This window comes from Pseudoalteromonas sp. T1lg22 (genome assembly GCF_002964645.1).
Classification (GTDB): Bacteria; Pseudomonadota; Gammaproteobacteria; order Enterobacterales; family Alteromonadaceae; genus Pseudoalteromonas.
Map to the genome: position 1 here is coordinate 1 of NZ_PQBY01000036.1, position 252 is coordinate 252.

The following is a 252-nucleotide window of genomic DNA, read 5'->3' on the forward strand; positions in this document are numbered from 1 at the left end:
ATTTCTTTACTTATTGAGAACTCTAAATTATTCAAATTGAACAATTCAAAGTTTTTATCAGCTTTCCAAATTTTTAAAGAGCAAGAGAATTACTTCTCAGAGTTAAACACACTCTATTCTCAGGGCATTTCCCCGAAAGAATGTTTATCTATAAGAAGGAGCAGTAAAGTGGTGGAGCTAAGCAGGATCGAACTGCTGACCTCCTGCGTGCAAGGCAGGCGCTCTCCCAGCTGAGCTATAGCCCCACATTAC

1 tRNA gene is annotated in these 252 nt (G+C 39.7%); it reads right to left on the bottom strand.

Features of this window, described 5'->3' with window-relative positions:
• Window positions 1-169 precede the first annotated feature (169 nt).
• Window positions 170-245, bottom strand: a tRNA-Ala gene (locus C2M24_RS15890).
• Window positions 246-252 lie beyond the last annotated feature (7 nt).